Below are 19,051 nucleotides of genomic sequence, written 5' to 3'. Positions count from 1 at the left end.
TGATTGAGCGCGTATTCGGAATGTTGACAACGGGTTCGTGCCGGGAGATCAGGGGGTTATGTGAAGCAGATAAAAGCTTATGTCCGGACCTACATGTCTGACAAGGTCATCCATGCGTTGAAAGAGATCGGTGCTCCGCGCTTGACAGCAATAGATATCCGCGTGATGGGGGATGAGATTGACCCGCATCATCTTGAAATATCGTCGGCGCACGCGGGTACTTATACGACTATGGTCAAACTCGAAATTGTATGCAGTGATGACCAGGTGGACAGCATACGCGATATAATCATTAAGAACGCGCGTACTGGCTACAAAGGTGATGGTATCGTTGTTATTTCACCAGTTGATGAGACAGTCGGGATTCGTGACGGTCGGCTCAGCACAAAGTAGGTGCATTGCTGGCGGAGTTTCACTTCGAAAATTCATTGACGCGGCATAGGTGAGGTATATAATAATACGGGAGGCAAGTATGAAGTATGGTTTCGTAAAAGCAACGGATCTTGCATTCGATGATGCTCTTGAAAAAGTTGAAAAGGAATTAAAGAAAGAGGGATTTAAGATATTAACAACCATCGATGCGCAGGCAAAGTTCAAAGAGAAATTGAATATTGATTTCCCGAAATATATGATACTTGGGGCATGTAACCCCAAACTGGCACATGAAGCCATTTCGGCAGAATGGAATATTGGTTTGCTGCTACCGTGTAATGTTATCGTTTATGAGAAAGACGGTCAGGTGTGGATCGGGGTAATGAAACCGAGCGAAGCAATGGCGATAGTCCAGAACGAGGCATTGCATGATCTGGCAGACACGGTAGAAGCGAAATTGAAGCGTGCCTTCGATGAAATATGAGGAGGAAATTATGAAATTATTGATATCCTTTTTACTTGTGTTAATGGCGTCATCGGCATGCTACTATCCGAGAGGGTGGCACATGATGGACGAATGGGATCACATGCCGTGGAGTTACGGAGGTGTATTTATGTGGCTGCTATTACTGGTCTTGATCGGCGTGGTGATATATTTCGTCGCACGCGGAGATAAATGGATGAAAAAGGGAGGCGAAGAGTCGTCTCTTGAGATCTTAAAGAAACGCTACGCCAGCGGTGAAATAACCAGGGAAGAATACAATAAGATAAAGAAAGAACTCGAGTAATATTCTCTTCAATCCGGACTTCATTATATCCACTTTTTTTGCCAGAGATAGAAGGAGCCAGCGATAACAATCGTTACCGGCTTTTCTTGACGCGTAGACAGTAAGCTGAGGACATCTTTTACCGAAGTCCCGATCGTTATGTTCTTTTGATATTTGCCCGCCTGCGCCGATATGGCCGCTGGTTCGATAGCACGTGGATTGTCTGCCTTGACCAGAAATACTTCTCTTGCTTTTGGAAAAATGCTCTTCAGGCAGTACTTTATGCCCTTGTCACGGTTGCTCCCAAAAACGAGGTAGAAATCTTTTATCTTAAACTCCGTGAGATTCTGTTCGAGCGCCCTGAATGAGTCTTCGTTATGAGCGCAGTCAAAAATTATCAGAGGATTCTTTGATACGACTTCGAATCTGCCATGAAGAGACGTTTTGCCTATGCCACTGCGTACTGCATCGATATGCAGCTGAAGTCCAAGCGTTCGGAGTTCGTACAATGCAGCCAGGGAGAGCGAGGCGTTCTCTATTTGGTGTGATCCGGCCAGGGGGAGAAACAAATCGAAACTGCCTAATTTGCCACTGACACGTATCTTAGTACCGTCCATAGATTGCCTCAGTGCTTCTATTTTGTGCTGCTCGTGGGCAAAGATTATCCTGCTTTTGTTGGCTCTCGCGGCTTTCATCAATACCTTCGCTGCTGCTGGTCTTTGGTGCGTTGTGATCAATGTGCCGTTCTCGCGTATGATACCTGCTTTTTCTTGAGCGATCTGCCCGAGTCTTGTGCCAAGCAGATTTGTATGGTCATAACCTATCCTTGTTATGACCGACAGCAGTGGGTTTGTTGCATTCGTTGCATCGAGGCGGCCACCCAGGCCGACTTCGAGCACCGTGACATCAACCCGTTTTTCCAGAAAATGCAGAAAAGCCACTGTTGTGAGGACCTCAAAAAAACTTCTTGCTCCCCTTTTCTTCTTCACCGCGGGCATGATTCTCCGTAACTGTCGGTCGAACTCAGAATTACCGATGCTTTGTCCGTTGATTTTGATGCGTTCGTTGATATCTTTGAGGTGAGGTGAAGTGTACAGACCAACCCGGTATCCGCTGCTCTGCAGAGAGGCACTCATTATGGCCGCAGTTGAACCTTTGCCTTTTGTTCCACCGATGAGGATTACATTGTGTAGCCCACGCTCTGGCGAACCGAAATTAGTGAGAAAATCCTTGTAGGCATCCAGGTCATAATCATAGCCGGCTACTTTCTCGTAGTCGATCAGTGAATACAGAAAATCCTGGGAGGTTTTATTCAAATGGCCTTGGGGCCAAGGGGTTTCATCTTGAGCGCAATGTCCAGGGCTTTCGCCGAGTGGGTCAGCGCACCAACGGAGACAAAATCAGCACCGGATGTGGCAATCTCGCCGATGCTCTGGAGGTCGATCCCGCCGCTGAGTTCGATTTCAGTATCAGGTGCAGATCTGCGGATCAGATCAACGGCTTTGGTTATTTGGACCGCACGCATGTTGTCAAGCATTATTCGATCAACATTTGAGTCGATAGCTTCCCTCAGTTCTTCGATCGTCTGCACTTCGACTTCGATGAATTGTTTCCTCTTTTTGCCGCGGACACGTTTCACTGCTTCACTGATGCTGCCAGCGAGTTGAATATGATTATCTTTGATCATAACCATGTCGTATAGACCAAAACGATGATTCCAACCGCCACCAACACGTACTGCATATTTCTGCATGAGGCGCAGGCCGGGTGTTGTTTTTCTTGTATCAAGGATCTTGATTGTACCTTTTGCCCGGTCGACAAATTGCCTGGTGACGGTGGCAATACCACTAAGATGCTGCAGAAAATTCAGCGCCGTCCTTTCCCCGGTCAAACAAGTGGCGGCTTTGCCGATCAGGATTGCGATCGTAACTCCTGGCGAGAGCTGGCTGCCGTCATTCAGCTGTTTCTGGAAATCGATCGTGTTGTCGATCTGCTCGAAGACGGTTCGAGCGATGTCGACTCCACATAGTATTCCTTCTTCTTTGGCAAAAATGATACCCAATGCCCGGTCGGTTTCCGGGATAATGGCATCCGTTGTGATATCACCGCGACCGATGTCCTCTCTCAATGCTCTCTTGACAATGGTCTGAAATTGCTTTGCCTCTCTATCTATCTGTCTTGTTTTGCCGTCTTTTCTTTTCATATATCTCCATTTTACGCTTTATCGCTTTTATTTTATCTCGTATTTCTGCGGCTTGCTCGAACTCAAGAAGCGACGCGGCTTCTTCCATGTCCTTGTAGAGACGGCCTAGTTCTTCCATACCGCCTTCCTCTCTGCGCTTTTCCTGGCTAATGCGGTCAGCCACCGAGGTCGCTCTCAATATTTCATCATGGCTTTTCACAATACTTCTGGGTGTAATGTTATGTTCCTCATTGTATCTGACTTGTTTTCTCCGCCGTCTTTCCATCTCCCTTATTGCATTTCGCATCGACCCGGTTATTTCATCGGCATACATAATGACCTCGCTGCGCACGTTACGTGCCGCGCGGCCGGCGGTTTGTATCAATGACCGTTCGCTGCGGAGGAAACCTTCCCGATCCGCGTCAAGTATCGCAACGAGTGCGACTTCAGGCAGATCCAGTCCTTCCCTGAGCAGGTTTATGCCGACGAGGATATCGAACTCGCCCAGTCTGAGGCCCCGCAATATTTCTACGCGCTGCAGGGCGCCTATTTCAGAATGCATGTATCGCACCCGCAGTCCCAGTTCATGCAAATACTCGGTGAGATCCTCAGCCATTCTTTTTGTGAGAGTTGTCACCAGTACACGCTCCTTGTGTGCTACTCTCTTTTTGATTTGATTCAGCAAATCATCTACCTGATTGCTGGCTGGCTTGACACTGACAACCGGATCTATTATTCCCGTTGGACGAACGATCTGTTCGATGACCTGATGACCTGACTTCGCGATTTCCCAATCTGCGGGTGTAGCCGATATGCAGATCGCCTGATTGATCAGAGATTCAAATTCATCGAATCTCAGCGGTCGATTTTCTAGTGCTGATGGCAGTCTGAACCCGTGTTCGACCAGAGTGAGTTTGCGGGAGTGATCGCCTTCGTACATTCCGTTTATCTGTGGTATGGTGACATGCGATTCGTCGATCACGACAAGGAAATCATCAGGGAAGTAATCGATCAAACAAAAAGGTCTCTCCCCAGGCCGACGACCGGATAAATGCATTGAGTAATTCTCGATTCCTGGGCAATAGCCAAGTTCGAGGAGCATTTCGATATCGAAATTCGTTCGTTGCTGCAAGCGCTGTGCCTCGAGCAGCTTGTTTTCTTTCTTGAACTTATCAAGTCTCTCTTCGAGTTCGGTTCTGATATTTGTTAATGCTTCCTCGATCCGTGGCTGTGTTGTGATGAAATGCTTTGCAGGGAATATGACGATATTCTCAAGATCGTCCGTGACATGTCCTGTTAAGGGGTCAAATATTTGGATTCTATCAACGACTTCATCCACGCTTTGTATTCTTACTCCGTATTCTTCATCTGCGGGATGAATATCGATCGTATCGCCACGGACACGGAAGGTACCGCGTGCAAAGTCGACATCATTTCTCCGGTACTGGATTGACACTAATATGTTCAGTATTTCGTCTCTTTCTTTTCTTTTTCCCTTATCGATCATTAGCACGAGTTCTTTAACTTCGTCGGGTGAACCGATATTGTAGATACACGATACCGATGCAACGATTATCACATCACGTCTGGTCAGCAGAGACGATGTTGCCCGCAGTCGGAGGCGTTCGATTTCCTCATTTATTGAAGCATCTTTCTCAATATACATATCACTCGCTGGAACGTATGCCTCTGGCTGATAGTAGTCATAATAAGATATGAAATACTCGACTGCATTTTCCGGGAAAAAAGATTTAAACTCGCCATAAAGCTGTGCCGCAAGTGTTTTGTTATGAGAGATCACCAGCGTCGGCCTCTGGATTTGTTCTATCACATTGGCTATCGTGAAAGTCTTGCCCGAACCGGTTACGCCCAGCAGGGTCTGATATTTTCGGTTTTTGTTGATGCCATCGGTCAGCTGGCTGATTGCTTCTGGTTGGTCACCTTTTGGGCTAAATGTCGTGAAGAGTCTAAATCTCACGCTTCAGTATGCGATAAGACATTGGCTCGACGGAGAGCTTGAGGGTTTGGGAATATGCGGTCAATTTGGCGCCACCCGGCAACTCTACATATGTTCCATCCCATGCCGGGAGTTCAACAAATGATTGCGCAGAACCACAATTCAAGACAACGATCAATCCGCCCCGATCATAGGCATAGACCTTGCTCACATCGTCTATATACAGAGTGAAGAAATTTCGGCTACTCAGCTCAATATTTTCCCTGCGCATTCTGATGAAATGCTGTATTTTGCCAAAGAGGTGACGATCCTGACGGTCTGCACTCCAGGGGAAACTGCCCCAGTTAAGGGGCGCGCATTCGTTCATGCCGAATTCGTCGCCGTAGAGGATAAGCGGGGAACCACAAAACGTAAAGACAAAAGCATACATTAGTTCGAGTAGCGCATTGTCAGCAACTTCCCGGATCCGTTTGGTGTAGCTAACAATCCCAATGATGCTGTTACGGTTAATTTGGGTCGGATTGAAGAATAACATTTGATGTATGATGCTATCGAATTCGGCAGTAGTGATCGTATCATTAACAAAGTAGTCAACCAGAACTTGGCTAAGACCACGGTCGTAATGGCCGTCCGCGACGTACGCACTCCCGGCGCGGGGATCACCGTATATGATCAACAAGTCGGGATGCTTTTCCTTTATCTGCGCATATAACCTGCCCGCGAAGCCCTCGTCGATCTCTGTTTCGCCTATATAGAATCCATCGCATCCGAAATGTGTCCAATAATCAATGAAGCCAATGAGATAACTTTGCAGCTGTCGATTTCTCAAATTCAACAATGGGAAGCGTGGGTCGGCGCGCCATGAACGGTATTTGATACCACCCGGAGCTGACGGCATGGTTTGAATTCTATACCAATCCGCATATCGTGACGCACTCCCCTTCGTAACGATGTCAGTGAAGGCAGGGAAGTCATTACCGGTATGGGTGAAGACGATACTAAGAATAACCTTCTTCCCGATACCGTGAATCGCATCGATGAGGTTCTTGAGATCAATTGTATCACCATATGCCGGGTCTATGGTTGCGTAGTCGCGAGGATTCAGTTTATGATTTGATGCTGCCGTGAACAGAGGTGAAAGCAGGATGATGTCCGGCCCTAAGGAATTTATGTAATCGATTCTCTGAACGATGCCTTTCAGATCTCCACCGTAGGATGACCATTCTGTGGGTTTCGTACCCCAATCGGCTTTCTCACCGGGATCGTTCCGCGGGTCACCATTGTGAAAGCCATCTACATTTATTGAATAGTATATCTTTCCGGCGGCCCAACTCGGTGTCAACAAAGCGTCTGGAGATGGACGGATTGAACCATCGGACGGGAGCATCAGTGAATCACTGCCGCTTCTGAGGAGGAACTTGTACGACAGGGTCGAACCGAACGCATTCAACTGAACCGCATAATAATCAAATTCTTTGTCTTGATATGCTAGATTCATCTCAACAGATTGTGCTCCTATAAGAAGAGATACTCTTTCTACAGCGCCTCTGGTTACCCTGAGTCGGATGTCGCCAGCCTGTGGATTGACATAGAAAAGGTCACTGCGGTCGTGAAAAACACCGTCTGGGTCGATCGCATGGAGCATTTGCAGTAAAAGCAGCAACAGTAATAGTTTTCTTAATCCCCGTTCCATGTCAAAATTGTATGCAAAATCTCATCATTTGTCAACAATCGCACCGTGATTTCTTCTCTGTCCCAATCTTGACAGTTTTGCGATATTCAATATAATTAACCTTGATGGAGGAAAGGGCTTCGATGATATCAGTAAAATATGATGCCTTTCCTACTCCCGAAGAAATAGTCGCCCGACTGGACAACTACATCATCGGTCAATCCGAAGCTAAAAAGGCGGTGGCTATTGCCCTGAGAAATAGGTGGCGGCGTCAACGAGTAGAAGGGAAGATAAAAGAAGAGATTTATCCCAACAACATAATACTCATAGGTCCGACCGGAGTAGGTAAGACAGAGATAGCACGCAGATTAGCCGGGCTGGCACGCGCGCCTTTTATCAAGGTCGAGGCATCGCGTTTTACGGAGGTCGGCTATGTGGGTCGTGATGTTGAGTCAATGGTCCGCGATCTTGTCGAAATATCAGTTAACATAGTGCGGCAGGAGAAGACGGAGTCGGTTCAGGATAAGGCAAAACTCTATGCCGAGGAAAGGGTTCTTGATATCCTGATACCCCCGCTGCCGCGACCCGACCCAAATAAGGTTGTCACTGTGCCCGAAAAGACCCTTGATACGAGGGAAAAGATGCGTGCGATGTTGCATGCCGGTAAGCTCGACGAGCGTGTCGTCGAAATAGAAGTTTCACGGCAGGGATTTGCTCCGATCATAGAGATTTTCGGTCAGGGCGGTATCGAGGAACTGGGGATGGCTGTTGAAGAGGCGTTCGGTAGCAGGTTGCCGAAGCGGAAAAAGAAGAGGAAAATGCCGGTCAGTGAGGCGATCAAGTACCTGCAGAGTGAAGAAGCAGAGAAGTTGATCGATATGGATGAAGTGATAAACGAGGCCAGACTAAGAGCCGAGAACTCTGGGATCATCTTTGTTGACGAGATCGACAAGATCGCTGGTGGAGGCACGACTGCAGGTCCGGATGTTTCCAGGGAAGGGGTACAGCGAGATCTGCTGCCAATCGTTGAGGGTTCGAATGTCATGACCAAGTATGGGATGATCAAGACGAACCATGTACTATTCATAGCTGCAGGAGCATTTCATAATAAGAAGCCTTCCGATTTGATACCTGAATTGCAGGGAAGATTTCCCATACGGGTTGAGCTTTCGGCGCTGTCTGAGGATGATTTCCGGCGCATTCTTGTCGAACCCGAGAACTCACTTATCAAGCAGTATATTGCGCTGCTGGCAAGCGATGGTGTGGAATTGGAATTCTCGGAGGATGCTATCGATACAATTGCACAAATCGCCAGTAAGGTGAATGAGACTACGGAGAATATTGGCGCGCGCCGTCTACATACTGTCATGACCAAACTTCTTGAAGACCTTCTGTATAATGCGCCTGCAACAGCCAAGAAAGCAAAGATCACCAGGGTGTATGTAGATGAGAAATTAGGTGAGATAGTCCGTAACGTAGATGTTTCCCGCTATATACTATAAAAGATGGAATTCAAGAAATTTCTGTTAATGTTGACTGGTGATACGGATCAGACGATTCTATCAGCAGCTGTTCAGTTGTGTAAAAATCTGAGCGGTAAATTATTCGTATTATTCGTAATCGAACCCAACAGAATATCCCGGCTGGCGAGTCTAACTCATCAAAAGGTCAAGGTCGTTTACGACAAGACCGAAGAGAATGGATGGCAATTACTGTACCTGGTGGAAGATGAGGCGGTCGAAAACGGGGTGTGGACTTCATTGCATCTTGAAGAGGGAAGTCTGCTTGACATAACTAAGCGATACGTTGATACTTATCAGATTGATGCATTGCTGATCAAGCGGAAAGATGAATCGAAGAAGATATTCGTATCATCTACGATACCGGTGATTGGGTTATGATGATTAGGATATTTTGCGTCACGTTTCTCTACTTAGTGTTGGTGAACGCAATTGAATCAGAGGAGGTTTGATGCAACTAAAAATCTCTGAGTATCTCAAACCAGAGGCAATAATGATGGAGATAAAGGCCAAAGAAAAGCTTGCTGCCATAGATGAATTGGTGGCGCATATGGTGAAAAGTAAGCTGGTGAGTGACGGTAAGGAATTCATAAAGGCATTGGCAAAAAGGGAAAACCTCGAATCTACGGGTATAGGTGATGGTATTGCGATACCCCATGCAAGAACGAATGCGGTCAAGGATCTGCTTCTAGCCTTTGCCAGGTCGCCCAAAGGAATAGATTTTTCCTCTATCGATGGCAAGCCTTCCTATATTATCTTCCTTATTGCTTCGCCTGAGAGCCAGAAATCAGAGTACATCATGGCCTTGGCGAAACTTTCAAGATTGCTGCGCAAGCATCCGGTGAGGGAGATGCTTCGGAATGCCAAGGATCCAAAGGAAATCATGACTATAATAAAGGAGAACGAGGAGTAAGTTGTTCATGCTTAGGGGTCTTCTACTATTCACAATCTTTGCTGCGCTCCAGGCAGACAAATTGCTGGTTCCAATGGATCTATCGCAATCCGACCATTTACGTGCATATGGAGTTGCCTACCGCGCCATAAGCAAAGGGCTTGATGTTGAATGGTTGCTTAATTTCAGGGGCGGTTCATTCATGATGGAATACGACAGGAACATAGAAAAAGATTGTGCGGTCAACAGTGTACGTTGGGAGCATGTGTCGGCATCTGATGTGCTGGAGATCTATCAGACCATCGAAGAAAATAACATGGAGACCGTGCTTCTGGAAAAGGCGCCCAGGATAGCCGTTTATATACCCGAAAACTTCGAGCCATGGGACGATGCGGTTACACTGGCTCTGGAATACGCGGGAATACCTTATGAACAAGTGTGGGATGATGATGTTCTCAATGGAGTGCTCCCGAAGTATGATTGGCTTCACTTGCATCATGAGGATTTTACCGGCCAGTACGGTAAGTTCTATGGCAGCCAGCGTCAGACCGAATGGTACCAGGCTGAGGTACGCATGAACGAAGAAATATGTCACCGTCTTGGATTTGCCAAAGTCTCCAGGATGAAACTTGCCGTAGCGCTCGCCATTAAAGCATATATATCAGAGGGTGGTTTTGTTTTCTCCATGTGCTCGGCTTGCGACACTTACGAGATAGCGTTGGCCGCAGCAGAAACGGATATATGTCACGGTATTTATGATGGTGATCCATTCGATCAACAGGCTAATAAGAAGCTCGATTTTTCTCTTTGCCTGGCTTTCGAGAAATTTCAGGTTGTGCTCGACCCGTTGGTTTATGAGCACTCGACGATCGATGTAATGCAGGAATCGAGCCGTAGAGGACCCAATACTTACGTATCCTTATTCGAATTTTCCGCAAAGTTCGATCCAGTGCCGAGTATGCTGGTGCAGAACCATACTGCGCTCGTCAAAGAGTTCCTGGGTCAGTGCTCGGGATTCAGGAGGAGCACAATAAAGGTCGCCGTGCTGAACCTTGGCGAAGTTGTTGGCACGGAGGAAGTCAAATATCTGCACGGTGACTACGGAAAAGGCACTTTCACATATTTAGCCGGTCATGATCCCGAGGACTATCAACACTTTGTAGGAGATCCACCGACCGATCTCGGCTTGCATAGAAATTCACCCGGGTACCGGTTGATACTTAATAACGTTCTGTTCCCAGCAGCCCGTAAAAAGGAGTTGAAGACATAGACAGATCAAAATTCCTCATTAAAACAAAAGACCTCGACCGAGAGAGTTTCTATGAATTACATGACCTCGACCCTGAGGAGCTCGACATCAAGGGCAACCGGTCGATGAACATCAGCAACATTCAGGCTACAGTAACGCTGCAAAAATCCGCGATTGGCATCAACGCAGATTTTCACGTTGTCTTTCATGGAGAGTACGTATGTATGCGCTGTTTAACTGGATTCTCTAACGATTTCGATTTTACACTGCATCTTGATTACGTTGAAGGCGATGATCCCTACGTGCACATAGAGAATGTTGAACTGACCCCACATGACGCAGATAGGGTATATTATCGAGGACCGCATATCGATTTGAGTGTGGGCATCAGAGAGGCGATTTTGCTTTCGCAACCGATTACTCCTGTATGCAGGGAGGCTTGTCTCGGATTATGTCCGGAATGCGGCACAAATTTGAATCTGAAACGTTGTGCCTGCAAAGTAAAGAAAGCCGGTCTTTTCACGCCACAATCAGACACGGCAAAAAAATAATGCAACGAATAATCCAAATAGTGTTTGATGATGACACTTATGCGGAAATGGTATTGATATCGCATATTCATGGCTAGCATGCTACTTATTCTACTTTCGTCGCTTGCTTTCGATAGCATTCTGAATCAACAATGGTTAGATCATGCTCATGTAGGAATGATCGTTCTTGATCTGGAAAGAGATAGTGTTATCTATGCAAACAATTCTCAGAAACTTCTCGTGCCGGCTTCCAACGCAAAGATCGTTACTAGTGCAGCTGCCCTTATGTTTCTGGGCCAGGATTTTCGGTTCAAAACCCGTATCGGCACAGACGGCCACGTCCGGGGCAGTAAATTGCTGGGCAATGTTTTTGTCTCCGGCGGCGGCGATCCGAATTTCTCTCTCGAAAATCTCGAACAATTCGTCAATGCTTTAAAGAATCGGGGCATCACGGAAATAGAGGGTAATATCATACTGGATGATTCATATTTCACAGATGAGAGATTACCTGTCGGTTGGGCCTGGCACTATCTCGATGCGCGCTATGCAGCCGAAGTCTCCGCGCTTTCGCTCAACCGCAATGTGGTAAATATCCATATTGAATCGACAGGACCAGGACAGCCCGCAAATGTAACCATCGAGCCAACCACGCGGTACGTCAAATTGGTGAACAATATGGTCACAAAGATGGGTGATGACAGTATTATCATATTCCGAAGGCCCGAGGCGAACATTATTTACGTTGACGGCGGTATTGGTTTCCGGAACAAGCGTGACATTGAAGTCTCGGTGAAGAATCCGACATTGTACTTCGGCGAATTTCTGAAGGAAAGGCTGGTTGCGTCGAACATACGTATCAGCGGCAGGTGCATAGAGGGTACTGAAGCGAGTAGTCACGGAATGGTTGCCACATACAATGTGATTGATTCGGTATTGTCCCCACCCATGTTAGAGATAATCAAGGAGCTGAATTCGGAGAGCGTTAATCTGTTTGGGGAGGCGATACTCAAGACGTTGGGTTCACACTACCGTCGGGACGGTAGTTTTCTGGGTGGGGTGTCAATCTTGAAGGAGTTTCTGAGGCGATGCGGTGTGGACACGAGTCTTGTTGCATGGTATGACGGTTCTGGCCTTTCCCGCCATAACCTCATATCACCATACGATATTGCGCTTGTATTGCGGCGCATGTACCATTCGGATCTGTTCGATACTTTCTATAACTTGCTCCCCGGTCCTGGAGAAGGCACCTTGATAGGACGGTTCAATGGATTGAAAGGTTTCCTTCGGGCGAAGACAGGCACATTGCATGCCGTATCATGCCTATCTGGTTATCTGAACATTGATGAACGGTACTACTGTTTTTCCATCATGTTCAACAATTTCGCGTGTCCTCGCAAGCAGATCGAAAGAACACAGGAGGACCTGCTCGAGGCAATATGGGCCTTCCTGAAAGAGGAGACATGAAGTAATGGGGTTAGATTTCAGAAAGAAAAAACAGGAAGTTAAAGTAAGACGCCTGATCCCGAAGAAGAAGTACCCAAAACCTTTCCGCTTCGTGGGAGTTGGGATCATAGCGACATTCGTCCTACTGGTCGTACTCTACGGGATAATCGTCTGTTGAAGACCGGACTGACTCAACACTTAACCGACTACTAACAGCGTAACACCGTTGCGATTGTAGTTCAGCATACAAAATGCGAGCAAAGGATTCCGTTGACGCTCCTGGAAATATCACTATAATGGATTTCATGAGACAAATATTATTACTTGCATTATATGCATTTCTTTCTTACGGCTGGGGTTTTGAGCCGTTCGATAGCAAACCCTATTTGACGCCGACTGCAGCGCCAACTAATTCGGTATTCATCAACTGGAACACGGAAAGTTATGAATCCACGATTGTGGCATTCGGATTGACTGCAGCTTTGGAGGATACTGTGAGAATCGACGGAGTTCGTTATCATCATCACGTCCTTCTCGACGGTCTTGATGCCGGCACCGAATACTTTTACCGGGTCCTCCCGAATCATGACATCAAGAAGTTCGCAACGTTTCCCGAATATACCGACACCGTGTCTTTTGTCGTATTCGGAGATACGCGCGGTGATTCGATAGTTCATCAATCAGTGATTGACCGGATTGCTACTCGCGACATCGATTTTCTTGTACATACCGGTGATCTCGTCCTTGACGGTGATGACACAAATAACTGGCGCACATTTTTCAACGTCGAAGATACACTCCTGCAGCATACTCTCTTGATTCCGGCACTGGGTAATCATGAGAAACCCTACTGGCCCTATGATACACTTTTCGCCTTGCCCGACTCTGAATTCTTCTATTCGGTCAGATACGGTAATGTCATGTTCATTATCCTGAATTCAGAGAGCGATATCGATGGTTTCCAGAAGGAATGGCTGGCCTGCCGTCTCGCAGCGGTTCGCGAAGACGAAACTACTGATTGGCTCTTTGTCGTTTTTCACCGCCCTGCATACTCAGCAGGCAGGTACGGCGATCGCACTCATATCCGGGAGGCATGGTCTTCATTGTTTGAACAATATGATGTGGATATTGCGTTTGCCGGGCACGACCACAATTATCAACGTACTGAGGAGATCAATGGAGTGATATATGTGATCAGCGGCGGCGGCAGCGCTGTCCTTTATGACGTCGAAGATCGTGATTGGCTTGCGTGTGGCGAAGCAGCATATCATTTTTGTTTGGTTCAGATACACGGGATAAGAATGACGTTGCAGGTAATAAAACCCGACGGTACGGTATTTGACATGCTGGTCAAGGAGAAGGCAGGGAAATGAAGCTCAGTCCATCAGCGGTTTTTGATTTACATTGTGATACGCCGTATCATCTGACAAATAAGAAAACCCGTCATATTAAGCCTTCGCGGCTCTATGAACAAGGTTATGCCGGTGCAGTATTCGCGCATTTTGTGTACCCGAAGTCGAAATATCCATTCATAGAAGCGGTCAACATGCTCGCCTCAACGGTTGATTATTTGAAGGGTAGGAAAAAGCTGCATCCTGTAAGAACATACAGTGAAATGTCCTCGCATCGAGCGAATATCCTTTTGGGTGTCGAGGGAGGTCATATCTACGACAATATTTTCCAACAGGTGGAAGCGCTTTATGGATTAGGGGTAAGGGTTTTTACATTGACCTGGAATAATTCAAACGGGTTAGCTCATTCCGCGCTGGAGTATGACAGGAAAGGACTGACAAAGAAAGGTCGCGCATACATCAAGAACTTGCGCAAGTACAATGTGATCCTGGATATGTCCCATGCTTCCACGCGCACCGTGCTCGACGTCTGTGAAATATGTGAAAACTTGGTAATCGCATCTCATTCCTGTGTGAGGGCGTTGAACTCTTCTTTTCTGCGGAACATTGCAGACCCGGCCATAAAGGCTATATGTGAATGCGGGGGTGTCGTCGGGGTGAATTTCTCCAAATACCATTTGGGTAAATTCGGTATTGTCGATCATCTCGACTATCTGTGTGAAAAATACGGAGTCAAATATGCTGCCATAGGCAGCGATTTTGATGGTATCAATGATCCGGTGATCCCCGGACCCGGAAGCATAAGACGCATTGAAAAAGCGCTTCTGGCAAAAGGATACAAGAAGAAAGACATACAGCAGATCTTCTCCGGCAATTTCCTGAGAGTATTCAAAAGACTCTAACCGACGGTCTCATTTTTCACATTTTGAAATTGTTTAGAAATTCGAATTTCATATCTGGAAATTTGAAGACACGTGCACTGCATGAACGGGTCACTATCTGTTTGTATCTGGCTACATCCTTCTAAATCTATTTTCTGAAAGAAAATGGAGGTGAGCGGACTCGAACCGCTGGCCTGTGCGTTGCAAACGCACCGCTCTCCCACCTGAGCTACACCCCCGTACGATTCGTAATGGCTGACCGTTTACGATGACCGATAGCCAGAATCAAATCCGAAATTCGAATATCGAAATACTAAACAAACCCGAATTTCAAAGCCACAATGATCAAAACAGGCTATGATACATCAGGAACATAACGGATGCTATCAACGACGCGCGACTACGACATCTTATCATTTTTTGCAACCGACCGTCGTAACATGCTCCGTTAAAATCTCCCGAAGAAAAAATCCAATCCAAAGGATTTGAAAAAAGTCTGTTCTTTGTCAAAGAGCCTTTCTTCGTTAAGATGAAAGTCGATACTGAAATCGCGTATCCGCAGACCGATGCCCGGCTCGATGTACCAGGTGCCATTTTCGAAACCGTCTTCGAAATGCTCGGCGACGCCGCATCTGAGTACCAGATATCGATTCAGTCTCAATTCGACGCCGGCATGAACATGTGTGGAGTCGATTTCGAGATCGCCGCGCGTAAAGTCGTACTCGGCACCCACATAGACAAAGCCTTCATTAAGGATCATCCGTTGAAACATTATGCCGAGCCTGTGTTTCTTGTAATCCAGTGGATCCGACACGTAATCCAGCGTATATCTTGGTATGATATTGAAATCACCCATGCGCCGTGAATAGCGGACGCGGAAGGTGTGCCGGTCTTCGGCTGTCCCCTCAAGAGTTAGAAATGAAACTTCGATGCTCTGGTCGAAAAGATCACGACCGATGCCGAATCCCAGCCTGAGATTATCTTTGTTCGGAGAAAAAGAGAAGCCGAGGTCGAATTTGTACAGGCTGACCGCATAGCCTATATTGAAACCGTTTTCCGCGACCGGATTCTGCCAGAGACCCAGGGCTCCGTATTTCTCGTTCGGCGTGACAAAAGCACCGAAATCTCTATTATCTGGTCCGATGTCGAGATAGAGATTGTTAGCGTATGCAAGCAGACGATGCGGATACAGGTCTATGTGGATGATGTCGTCAATATAGTCCCCGGCCATCAACGCAGACATACGCGTGTGATTAGCCGATGCAATATTCGCAGCGAGGAGGAACATGGTAGCAACCATCGACAACTTCTTAATCATGGCTGATTATATTCGGATTGATTGTTTCAGTCAAGCGGGAATGAAGCATTTCACGTTGGTCGGTGGCAAACGACGATTCGATACCGAAGTACGAAACCGTATGCCGTAACCGTCTATTTGAAGAGTGACCCGTGGTTCTGCTTTATGTTGAAGTGCTCGTATGCGAGCTGGGTTGCCTCGCGTCCCCTTGAAGTTCTCTTTATGAACCCCTCCATTATAAGAAAAGGTTCGAAGACTTCTTCGATCGTCTGGGAGTCTTCGCCCACAGCTACGGAAAGACTGCTGATACCAACCGGCCCGCCCTGGAATTTTTCAATTATCGTCCGGATTATTTTTTTATCCATTTCATCGAGCCCCCGTTTATCCACTTCGAGCTTTTCCAGTGCATATTCGCAGATCTGAAGGTCGATCTCTTCCTTGCCTTCGACCTGAGCAAAGTCCCTGATCCTGCGCAGAAGACGGTTTGCGATGCGCGGGGTGCCCCTAGAGCGGCCCGCTATTTCCATGGCGGCATTGTCTTTGATCTTGACCGCGAGAAGTTGTGCCGAGCGAAGCACGATATGCCGTAAATCCTCAGCCGGGTAATAGTCGAGACGGAATGTAATACCGAACCTTGAACGCAAGGGCGAAGTAAGGAGACCCGATCGGGTGGTGGCACCGATGAGAGTGAAGCGGTTGAGTTTCAGCCGCAACACCTGAGCGCCGATACCCTTGTCCTGCATCACATCGAGACAGAAGCTCTCCAGGGCCGGATACAAGTATTCTTCTACCGCTTTGTTGATACGATGCACCTCGTCGATAAAAAGGACATCGGTATCATTGAGATTGCTCAATACACCGGCAAGGTCAAAGGGACGCTCCATTATCGGTCCGGAGGTCGGATATATATTCGCATCCATTTCACGCGCGATGATATGCGCCAGCGTCGTTTTCCCCAAACCGGGCGGCCCGAAGAGCAAGATATGTTCAAGAGGTTCACGTCGTTTCTTTGCGGCCTGGATGAATACCTTCAGATTGTCGATGATGGATTTCTGTCCGACGAACTCACTGATGCGTTTGGGCCTTAAGGCTATCTCATAGACTTCTTCGCCTTCCAATAATCGATTGGTGGTCATTTTCGGCATATCATGTCCTCAATGCACGCTTGACCAGTTCCTCGAGGCTCAGGTCGTTAGGCAGGTCTTTTACCCTTTGTACAGCTTCCATGCGCGTGAGACCAAGGGAACAAAGGGCATTGACGGCCTGGTCAAACTGAGTTGGTTTCGAAGTCAGCGTGATCTTACCCTTCAGCTCAAGGATTATCTTGCTTGCCAGCTTCTTGCCGATCTTCGGAACCGATGATAGCATTTCCAGTGATTCGGTCTCTATCGCCTGAGTGATTTCCTCGGGTGTGAATTTGGAAAGCAGGTTCAGTGCACATTTTGGTCCCAATCCTGGCACCGAGGTCAGTGTGTTAAAGATGTCGAGCTGGTCTTTAGTGAGAAAACCATAGACAAATGCTTCTTCCTCTTTGAAAAGACATTTTGTGTAAATATTAATTTCTTCGTTCTCGATTATCTTGTCAAAAATAGAAAACGGTCCTTGTACGATAAAACCAATCCCGGATACGTCTACGGTGAAGTAGGGAGGATTTTTTTCGATGACCTTGCCTCTTATTCTACCGATCATGGAGATTGTTACCCCTGTTGACGGTGCCTGAGATCATGGCGTATCTTACGGGTTGCTGTATACGCGATGGCGACCGCGTCTATCGCATGACTCGAAAGTCGCTTGTGGTCTTTCATGATCGCTTTCTCAATGAAATATCTGACCTGCATTTTTGACGCCCGCCCATTGCCGGTTGTCGTCAATTTTATCTGCGCCGGTGTGTATTCGACGACATCCCTTCCGCATGACAATATCGTCATTATGATCGCTCCTCTTAACTCGGATGAGCGTATGAGACTTTGCACGTTCTTGTGATGGAAAACCTTTTCAAGAGCTACATAATCTGGATTGTGTTCGTTCACCAGACTTTCCACGCGTATGCATATTTCACTTATTTTCTTGTAGGTATTGGTTTGTTTTGTTCGAATCGTACCAGCCGTTATACAGTTCTTGTCGTCTATTATGCTATAGCCGGTAGCGTTGATCCCCGGGTCAATGCCGATAAGCTTCAACCTGCTTCCGAGGAGATTTTTTCCATTACTTCATCGGAGATGTCAAAATTTGCGTAGACTTGCTGCACATCATCCAGAGCATCGAGGGCTTCGTAGAGTTTCAGCATTTTTTCCGCCTCCTTGTCTGTGAGCGGGACAGTATTCTGCGGGACTTTTGTGACTTCACCAGTTAAGATCTCGATCTTATTATTCTGCAGGATTTCTTTCACCTTGGAAAAAGTATCGGGAGCTGTTACTATCAGATAGGTTTCATCTTCAGTCTTGACATCGGTTGCGCCTCCCTCCAGTGCATAGGCGATTATCGTATCTTCGTCGTATTTTTTGGCATCTACTGATATCATACCCTGGGCGCTGAACTGCCAAGCAACTGACCCGCTTGTGCCGAGCGAGCCATTTAACCGTGAGAGTACATGGCGGATTTCGGATGTCGCCCGGTTACGGTTATCGGTCACGATCTCAATGAGGATCGCCACACCACCCGGTCCGTAAGCTTCATAGGTGACTTCTTCGAGCGCCTGACCATCAATTTCGCCAGTTCCTCTCTTGATGGCGCGTTCTATGTTATCCCACGGCATGTTGTTCGATTTAGCCTCGTCGACTGCCGTGCGAAGTCTTGCATTGGAATCGGGATCTCCACCGCCGTGTCTTGCAGCGATCGTGATTGCCTTAATAAGTTTTGAGAAGAGTCTGCCGCGTGCTGCATCAGCGCTACCTTTTTTCCTCTTGATTTTGGACCATTTCGAATGTCCGGACATAG

Annotated in this window: 21 protein-coding genes and 1 tRNA gene; 12 read left to right on the top strand and 10 right to left on the bottom strand. The window is 47.1% G+C overall.

Features of this window, described 5'->3' with window-relative positions; all coding sequences use genetic code 11:
• Positions 1-60 precede the first annotated feature (60 nt).
• The 3 genes from OEV79_02825 (at position 61) to OEV79_02815 (ending at position 1,160) form a co-directional block, all read left to right on the top strand.
• Positions 61-393, top strand: a complete 333-nt coding sequence (locus tag OEV79_02825) for a P-II family nitrogen regulator (GenBank protein ID MDH4210363.1) — start codon at positions 61-63, stop codon at positions 391-393.
• 79 nt (positions 394-472) lie between these two features.
• Positions 473-856 carry a DUF302 domain-containing protein gene (locus OEV79_02820; protein MDH4210362.1) on the top strand — a complete coding sequence of 128 codons (384 nt, stop codon included), beginning with the start codon at positions 473-475 and terminating at the stop codon, positions 854-856.
• Between the two features lie 10 nt (positions 857-866).
• Positions 867-1,160 (top strand): SHOCT domain-containing protein, encoded by a 294-nt coding sequence (locus OEV79_02815; protein MDH4210361.1) that lies wholly within the window; start codon positions 867-869, stop codon positions 1,158-1,160.
• A gap of 23 nt (positions 1,161-1,183) precedes the next feature.
• Here the strand turns inward: OEV79_02815 and OEV79_02810 are convergent, their stop codons facing one another.
• Genes OEV79_02810 through OEV79_02795 form a run of 4 tightly spaced genes read right to left on the bottom strand, consistent with a single transcriptional unit; the run spans position 1,184 to position 6,971 of the window.
• Complete coding sequence (locus OEV79_02810) at positions 1,184-2,455, bottom strand: bifunctional folylpolyglutamate synthase/dihydrofolate synthase (GenBank protein ID MDH4210360.1); 1,272 nt, start codon at positions 2,453-2,455, stop codon at positions 1,184-1,186.
• Entirely contained in the window at positions 2,452-3,342 is an 891-nt protein-coding gene (nadC, locus tag OEV79_02805) for a carboxylating nicotinate-nucleotide diphosphorylase (protein MDH4210359.1), read from the bottom strand. Before nadC ends, OEV79_02810 begins: the two co-directional genes overlap by 4 nt.
• Positions 3,305-5,299 carry an excinuclease ABC subunit UvrB gene (uvrB, locus tag OEV79_02800; GenBank protein MDH4210358.1) on the bottom strand — a complete coding sequence of 665 codons (1,995 nt, stop codon included), beginning with the start codon at positions 5,297-5,299 and terminating at the stop codon, positions 3,305-3,307. The genes nadC and uvrB overlap by 38 nt, the downstream gene beginning before the upstream one ends.
• The gene (locus tag OEV79_02795; protein ID MDH4210357.1) at positions 5,289-6,971 is read right to left on the bottom strand and encodes an alpha amylase N-terminal ig-like domain-containing protein; all 1,683 of its coding nucleotides are present in this window, start codon (positions 6,969-6,971) and stop codon (positions 5,289-5,291) included. Before OEV79_02795 ends, uvrB begins: the two co-directional genes overlap by 11 nt.
• A 104-nt stretch (positions 6,972-7,075) precedes the next feature.
• Between OEV79_02795 and hslU the strand changes: the two genes are divergently transcribed.
• From hslU to OEV79_02750, 9 genes are all read left to right on the top strand, one after another.
• On the top strand, positions 7,076-8,452 hold the full coding sequence (gene hslU, locus OEV79_02790) for an ATP-dependent protease ATPase subunit HslU (GenBank protein MDH4210356.1): 1,377 nt from the start codon (positions 7,076-7,078) through the stop codon (positions 8,450-8,452).
• Positions 8,453-8,455: 3 nt separating this feature from the next.
• Positions 8,456-8,851, top strand: a complete 396-nt coding sequence (locus OEV79_02785; protein ID MDH4210355.1) for a hypothetical protein — start codon at positions 8,456-8,458, stop codon at positions 8,849-8,851.
• 70 nt (positions 8,852-8,921) lie between these two features.
• Positions 8,922-9,383: a PTS sugar transporter subunit IIA gene (locus OEV79_02780; protein MDH4210354.1), complete on the top strand. Its 462-nt coding sequence runs from the start codon at positions 8,922-8,924 to the stop codon at positions 9,381-9,383.
• Between the two features lie 7 nt (positions 9,384-9,390).
• Complete coding sequence (locus OEV79_02775; GenBank protein ID MDH4210353.1) at positions 9,391-10,632, top strand: asparagine synthetase B; 1,242 nt, start codon at positions 9,391-9,393, stop codon at positions 10,630-10,632.
• A 104-nt stretch (positions 10,633-10,736) separates the two neighbouring features.
• Positions 10,737-11,162 carry a DUF177 domain-containing protein gene (locus tag OEV79_02770; protein MDH4210352.1) on the top strand — a complete coding sequence of 142 codons (426 nt, stop codon included), beginning with the start codon at positions 10,737-10,739 and terminating at the stop codon, positions 11,160-11,162.
• A 69-nt stretch (positions 11,163-11,231) separates the two neighbouring features.
• The gene (gene dacB, locus OEV79_02765; GenBank protein MDH4210351.1) at positions 11,232-12,605 is read left to right on the top strand and encodes a D-alanyl-D-alanine carboxypeptidase/D-alanyl-D-alanine-endopeptidase; all 1,374 of its coding nucleotides are present in this window, start codon (positions 11,232-11,234) and stop codon (positions 12,603-12,605) included.
• 4 nt (positions 12,606-12,609) lie between these two features.
• Positions 12,610-12,762: a hypothetical protein gene (locus OEV79_02760; protein ID MDH4210350.1), complete on the top strand. Its 153-nt coding sequence runs from the start codon at positions 12,610-12,612 to the stop codon at positions 12,760-12,762.
• A 127-nt stretch (positions 12,763-12,889) separates the two neighbouring features.
• Positions 12,890-13,957 (top strand): metallophosphoesterase family protein, encoded by a 1,068-nt coding sequence (locus OEV79_02755; GenBank protein MDH4210349.1) that lies wholly within the window; start codon positions 12,890-12,892, stop codon positions 13,955-13,957.
• Positions 13,954-14,838: a dipeptidase gene (locus OEV79_02750; GenBank protein ID MDH4210348.1), complete on the top strand. Its 885-nt coding sequence runs from the start codon at positions 13,954-13,956 to the stop codon at positions 14,836-14,838. The genes OEV79_02755 and OEV79_02750 overlap by 4 nt, the downstream gene beginning before the upstream one ends.
• Positions 14,839-14,983: 145 nt before the next feature.
• Here OEV79_02750 and OEV79_02745 read toward each other — a convergent pair.
• The 6 genes from OEV79_02745 to OEV79_02720 all read right to left on the bottom strand — a co-directional run bounded on the left by OEV79_02745 (position 14,984) and on the right by OEV79_02720 (position 19,049).
• A tRNA-Ala gene (locus OEV79_02745) sits at positions 14,984-15,056 on the bottom strand.
• A 209-nt stretch (positions 15,057-15,265) separates the two neighbouring features.
• Entirely contained in the window at positions 15,266-16,135 is an 870-nt protein-coding gene (locus tag OEV79_02740; protein ID MDH4210347.1) for a hypothetical protein, read from the bottom strand.
• A 113-nt stretch (positions 16,136-16,248) separates the two neighbouring features.
• On the bottom strand, positions 16,249-17,259 hold the full coding sequence (gene ruvB, locus OEV79_02735; protein ID MDH4210346.1) for a Holliday junction branch migration DNA helicase RuvB: 1,011 nt from the start codon (positions 17,257-17,259) through the stop codon (positions 16,249-16,251).
• Position 17,260: 1 nt separating this feature from the next.
• Positions 17,261-17,803 (bottom strand): Holliday junction branch migration protein RuvA, encoded by a 543-nt coding sequence (ruvA, locus tag OEV79_02730; GenBank protein MDH4210345.1) that lies wholly within the window; start codon positions 17,801-17,803, stop codon positions 17,261-17,263.
• Positions 17,804-17,811: 8 nt separating this feature from the next.
• A complete protein-coding gene (gene ruvC, locus OEV79_02725; GenBank protein ID MDH4210344.1) occupies positions 17,812-18,294 on the bottom strand; it encodes a crossover junction endodeoxyribonuclease RuvC in 483 nt (160 codons plus the stop codon).
• Positions 18,291-19,049 carry a YebC/PmpR family DNA-binding transcriptional regulator gene (locus OEV79_02720; protein MDH4210343.1) on the bottom strand — a complete coding sequence of 253 codons (759 nt, stop codon included), beginning with the start codon at positions 19,047-19,049 and terminating at the stop codon, positions 18,291-18,293. The genes ruvC and OEV79_02720 overlap by 4 nt, the downstream gene beginning before the upstream one ends.
• Positions 19,050-19,051: the final 2 nt, after the last annotated feature.

This window comes from candidate division WOR-3 bacterium, assembly GCA_029858255.1.
In the GTDB taxonomy this organism is placed as follows: Bacteria; Hydrothermota; Tepidihabitantia; order SM23-42; family SM23-42; genus SM23-42.
The sequence above is the reverse complement of the archived record's forward strand: the minus strand, read 5'-3'. Positions and strand labels throughout refer to the sequence as shown.